The 5,657-nt window shown below is 62.3% G+C and carries 6 protein-coding genes; 5 read left to right on the forward strand and 1 reads right to left on the reverse strand.

The features are described 5' to 3' along the window. Positions 1-311, reverse strand: a 311-nt coding sequence (locus PDO_RS27845) for a GntR family transcriptional regulator (protein WP_160167028.1), incomplete at its 3' end; no start/stop codon positions are given. Between the two features lie 45 nt (positions 312-356). Here PDO_RS27845 and PDO_RS09350 point away from each other — a divergent pair. From PDO_RS09350 to PDO_RS09370, 5 genes are all read left to right on the forward strand, one after another. Beyond that, a complete protein-coding gene (locus PDO_RS09350; RefSeq protein WP_007600805.1) occupies positions 357-1,517 on the forward strand; it encodes a C45 family autoproteolytic acyltransferase/hydolase in 1,161 nt (386 codons plus the stop codon). Between the two features lie 243 nt (positions 1,518-1,760). Beyond that, entirely contained in the window at positions 1,761-3,128 is a 1,368-nt protein-coding gene (locus PDO_RS09355; protein ID WP_007600806.1) for an ABC transporter substrate-binding protein, read from the forward strand. Between the two features lie 15 nt (positions 3,129-3,143). Next, complete coding sequence (locus PDO_RS09360; RefSeq protein WP_007600807.1) at positions 3,144-4,085, forward strand: ABC transporter permease; 942 nt, start codon at positions 3,144-3,146, stop codon at positions 4,083-4,085. After that, the gene (locus PDO_RS09365) at positions 4,082-4,897 is read left to right on the forward strand and encodes an ABC transporter permease (RefSeq protein WP_007600808.1); all 816 of its coding nucleotides are present in this window, start codon (positions 4,082-4,084) and stop codon (positions 4,895-4,897) included. The genes PDO_RS09360 and PDO_RS09365 overlap by 4 nt, the downstream gene beginning before the upstream one ends. After that, positions 4,894-5,657: ATP-binding cassette domain-containing protein (locus tag PDO_RS09370; RefSeq protein ID WP_007600809.1), on the forward strand; the 764-nt coding region annotated here is incomplete at its 3' end. The genes PDO_RS09365 and PDO_RS09370, both read left to right, overlap by 4 nt.

The raw sequence follows: 5,657 nt of genomic DNA on the forward strand, positions 1-5,657 counted from the left end.
GCGTCCTCGGCCTCTAGACGCGGCGGGACGGAGACAAGCGTCATTCCCCGGTTGAGTTCATGTTGCACGAACCCCCTTGCCTCCAGCAATTCCAGCGCCATTCGCACCGGCGTCCGGGAAACACGCAATCGTTCGGCAAGATGACCCTGGCGGAGCTTTGCTCCGGGCTCAAGATTGTCCTCATGGATCAGATCAATGATGCGGCGCATCAGGTCCTGCTGAAGCGGCGTGCTCGCACTAGACATTTTTTCGCTTGCCTTCTCGCTCATTTTGCGTTTTTGTTTTATAAAATACTTTTTTGGAGCAGACAAGAGCTCTGTCCGCAGAACACGTCCATCATTCCTTGCAAGGTTGCCATGACCCTTCCCCTTTCCTGCCCCTTTGTCGAAGTTTCCGGTACGCCATTCGAGTGTGGTCAACAATATGGCGAACAGGCCGCCGACCGCATCCTCAAGGGCATCGATCATTACAAGCACCAACTGCATGCTTCCGGCTTGGCCGACGAGGACCTGGCGGAGATGATCGAGCGCTTCGCCGGCGCCGTCGAAGCCTATGGCAGCCAGTATATCGAGGAAATGCGCGGTATCGCGAAGGCAGTCAACACCAACCTGTCAGCGATCCTGCTGCTCAATGCCCGCACCGAGATCCTCAAGCTGGCGCGGCGCAGGCAGCATGGGCAGGATGATTTCATCCAGTCCGACGAATGCACCGGCGTCTTTGTCATGCCCTCGGCGACCCGCGACGGAAAATTCATCCATGCCCAGAACTGGGACTGGAAAGCCGAATGCGCCGAAACCTCCGTTGTGCTGAAGATCACGCGAAAGGACGGTCCCGACATCATCACCTTCACCGAGGCCGGCGGCCTTGCGCGCACCGGCTTCAACGCCGCCGGCATCACCATCAGCGGCAACTACCTGGAGACCGATCGCGACTACCGCGAACTTGGCGTGCCGCTCGCGATCATCCGCCGCAAGGTCCTGGAACAGACCCATCTGGCGCTGTCGATGCAGGCGGTCTACGGCACACGGAAATCCGCGTCGAACAACATCATGGTCGGTCATGCCCATGGCATCGCAATCGATTTCGAATGCGCACCGGACGAGACCTTCCTGGTCTATCCGGACAGGGGCCTGCTGGTGCATGCCAACCATTTCCAGAGCCAAGTGGCGCTGGCGAAGCTGCTGGACAAGGGCGTCGTCAACATGCCGGACTCGCTCTATCGCGACCTGCGCGTCCGCGGCCTGATCGAACCGCATCTCGGCAAGGTCACGGTCAACCACGTCAAGGACGCGCTGTTCGACAATTTCGAAGCGCCTTGGTCTGTCTGCCGGCCGCCACGCCAGTCGCTGTCCAGCAACCAGTCGGCCACGGTCGCGATGATCGTGATGGTTCCGGCGGAAGGCCGGATGGAAGTCGCACTTCTGCCGGCGATCAATCCGCATTTCACCAGCTATGACCTCGACATGCGCATTGCATCAGCCGGACCGCCCGCGCAGGCGCAAACCGACGCTGCGTGACAAGAAATCCATAAGGGAACAAAAAACGGGAGCTTCCAATGAAATATCATGTTTTTCTGAAGACGACCGCAATTGCTGCGGCACTTGCTGCGGTTGGCGCAGCATCAGCCGCGGCGCAGGACAAGGCCATGCGTGTCAGGATCAATGCCGATATCCGTTCCACCGATCCCGGGGTCAATCGTGATGCCAACAGCGATGCCATCGTGCTGCACATGGTCGAGGGCCTGGTGGGCTACCGCGACGATGCCTCAGTGGCGCCGCTGCTCGCCAAATCGGTCGACGTATCCCCCCGATGGCAAGACCTATACGTTCAAGCTGCGCGACGGCCTGAAGTTCAGCAATGGCGAGGCGCTCACCTCGGCCGACGTGCTGGCTGCCTGGCAGCGCTACACCGATCCCAAAACGGCATGGCGCTGCCTGAACGACGTGACCGGCAAGGGCGTCTCCAATGTGACCGGCGTGGAGGCTCCAGATGCCTCAACGGTGGTCTTTACGCTTGAAAAGCCGACCGCGTTGTTCCTGACCACGCTTGCCCGCACCGATTGCGGCGGCACCGGCATCTATCACAAGAGTTCGCTCGATGCCGAGGGCAAGTGGGTCAAGCCGGTCGGCACGGGTCCCTTCACGCTCAGTGAATGGCGCAGTGGCCAGTATGTGGAACTCGCCGCCAACGCCAACTATGTTTCTCCGGGCGGCGACCGCACCGGCTATGTCGGCGACAAGACACCGAAGGTCGATGCCGTGCGCTTCATGATCGTGCCGGACGACGCCGCCGCCAAGGCCGCTCTTTACTCGGGCGATATCGATGTGCTGAGCGACGTCAACAATGCCGATATCGAGGAATTCTCCGGCAGCGACCAGCTCAAGGTCGACAAGGTTCCGAGCATGGGGCTGACAGGGCTGCTGCTGCAGACCCGCGACCCGCTGCTTGGGGATGTCCGCATCCGCAAGGCGCTGCTTTTGACGCTCGACCTGCCCGAGATCGCGCAGGCACTGACCAATGGCCAGGCCACCTCAAGCCTCTCAGTCATTCCGACTCCCAGCCCCTACTATGGCAAAACCCAATCGGAAGTGCCGGCCCGCAATATCGAAGAGGCAAAGAAACTGCTGGCCGAGGCAGGCTACAAGGGCGAGACCATCAAGTGGCTCGCCACCAAGTTCTATCCTTCGCTGTTCGACGCCGCCATCCTGGTCCAGGCGATGGCACAAGAAGCCGGCATCAACATCGAAATCGAAACCCTTGACTGGGCGAGCCTGCTCGATCGCTATACGGCCGGCAATTATTCGGCCATGTCGTTCACCTATTCGGCTCGCCTGGACCCCACGCTGTCATTTGACATGGTCAGCGGCAGCAAGGACAAAAGCGCCAATAAGGTCTGGGACAATCCCGATGGCCTGAAGCTGATCGCCGAAAGCGCCTCGGTCACCGATCAGGCCAAGCGCCAGGCGATGTTCGACCAGCTCGAAGGCATGATGCGCGCCGACGTACCGCTCATTCCGCTCTATTCCGGCACCCGCATCGGTGCGGTCCGCGCCAATGTGGAAGGCTACAAGACGTGGCCGGTCGGCTATCCGCGCATGTGGGGCGTTTCCTTCGCCGCAGGCCAGTAGCCCGTGGGCGCCCTGATGAAATATGTCGCGAAGCGTCTGCTTTGGACGCTTCCGACCCTGCTGATCGTCGCGGTGATCGTGTTCTTCATGGTTCGCATGATCCCCGGCGATCCGGCACAGCTCATCCTGGGTGACGGGGCGAGCCCGGAAGAGCTTGCCGGGCTGCGCGACGCGCTTGGGCTTGGTGAGCCTGTGCCGGTGCAGTTCGTCTATTGGCTTGAAAACGTGCTGCGCGGCGATCTCGGCACGTCGATCTCCAACGGTGCGCCGGTCCTCTCGGTGATGCTCGACCGCTTCCAGGTGAGTGCCACAATCGTGCTGGTGGCGGTCGTCCTTGCAACGATGATCGCCGTGCCCGCCGGCCTATTCGCCGCCTGGCGCCAGAACGAGGCCGGCGATGTCGCGATCGTCGCGCTGTCGACGCTGCTGATGTCGGTGCCGAGCTTCTGGCTCGGGCTGCTGCTGTTGCTGGTCTTCGGGCTGAAACTTGGCTGGTTGCCGGTCATCGGCTATGTGCCCTTCACCGAAAACCCCTGGACCGCGCTGACCTATATCGTGCTGCCGGTCGTGACGCTGATGCTAATCGAAGTGGGCGTGCTGACGCGCATGATGCGGGCCAGCGCCATAGAGGTGCTGCGGCTGGAATATGTCATGCATGCCCGCGCCAAGGGGCTTTCGGAACGCAAGGTGCTGCTGCGCCATGTGCTGCCCAATGCCTTTGCACCGACATGGACGATGATCGGCCTCGTGCTCGGCGGTCTGCTCGGGGGCATCGCTGTGCTGGAAACCGTCTTTACCCTGCCCGGCCTCGGGCGTCTCCTCGTCGACGCGATCTTCGCGCGCGATTACCCGGTGGTGCAAGGATGTCTGCTGTTCACGGCGCTGATCTACGTGCTCGTCAATCTCATCGTCGATCTCTGCTATCCGCTGTTCGATCCAAGGGTCGCGGCCTCATGAACCGGCAGCCCGCCAATCTCGTCATCGGTTCGTTTCTCATCGGCCTTATCGCCTGCATGGCCGTGACCGCCCTGTTCTGGACGCCGCATGTCCCGGCCGCGATCAAGCTGTCGGCAAAGCTGCAGGCTCCCTCGACACAATTCTGGCTTGGCACGGACGAATTCGGCCGCGACGTGGTTTCGCGGCTGATGGCGGGCGCGCTGCAGAGCATGATCGTGGCCACGCTGACCGTCGCCTTCGCCGTCATCGTCGGCACCTTCGCCGGGTTGCTGGCCGGCTATGTCCGCGGCCTGTTCGACCGCGTGCTGATGGTGTTCAGCGACGCCCTGCTCGCCTTTCCCGGCACGCTGCTCGCTCTCGGGCTGATGGTGATCGCCGGCCCGAACAAATACGGCATCATCCTCGCGCTCGGCATCGCCTATTCGCCATCGGTGCTGCGCGTCGTCCGCGGCAGCGTGCTGTCTGCCAGGGAGCGCGAATATGTTGAGGCGTCGCGCGTCATCGGCAATTCGGAACTGGACACCATGCTGCGCCACGTCCTGCCCAATTGCATCGCCCCCATCGTCGTGCTGGCTACCTCGATGTTCGGCTGGGTCGTCCTGGCGGAAAGTGGGTTGAGCTTCCTCGGTCTCGGCGTGCCGCCGCCGGCGCCGACCTGGGGCAATATGCTGGCCTCGGCGCGACCCTATATCGAAAAGGCGCCGTGGCTTGGGCTGGCACCCGGCATCTGCATCTCGATGACGCTGCTGGGCGTCAACCTGCTGGGCGACGCATTGCGCGATCGCTTCGACCCGAGAATGGAGCAAAGATGACGGTGCCCGACCTCAAGCAGCCGCTGCTCAGCGTGCGCGACCTCTGCATCAAAACCTCGACCGGCCTGCCGATCCTAGACGGCGTCTCCTTCGACGTCGGGGCAGGCGAAATCGTCGCGCTCGTCGGCGAAAGCGGCAGCGGCAAGACCGTTGCGGCCCGCGCGACGATGCGATTGCTGCCCAAGGTCATCCGTCCCGTGGCGGGCGAGATCCTGTTCAACCAGCGTGACGTGCTGAAGATGACCGATGCCGAGATCCGCGCCATACGCGGCGCGCAGATCGGCATGGTGTTCCAGGAACCGATGGTGTCGCTCAACCCGGCCATGACCATCGGCGCCCAGCTGATAGAGGGCTTGCGGCTGCATGAAAAGCTCGGCATCGACGCCGCCCTGACCCGCGCCACCGACATGCTCGAACGGGTCAGGATCGCCGATCCTGCAGCCTGCCTCGCCGCATTCCCGCATCAGTTTTCCGGAGGCATGCGCCAGCGCATCATGCTCGCCTCGGTCATGCTGCTGCGTCCAAAGCTCCTGATTGCCGATGAGCCGACGACGGCGCTGGATACGCTGACGCAGCGCGAAGTGCTGGAGGTCATGGTTGACCTGACCCGAACCTTCGGGACGGCCGTGCTGCTCATCACCCACAATCTCGGGCTCGTAGCCCAATATGCCAAAAAAGTCGTGGTGCTGGAACGCGGCAGGCTGATCGAGGCGGGGGCTGTCGACGACGTGCTGCACCGTCCGCGCGAGACCTATACGCG

Origin of the sequence: Rhizobium sp. PDO1-076 (genome assembly GCF_000247475.1) — a bacterium.
Lineage (GTDB): Bacteria > Pseudomonadota > Alphaproteobacteria > Rhizobiales > Rhizobiaceae > Allorhizobium.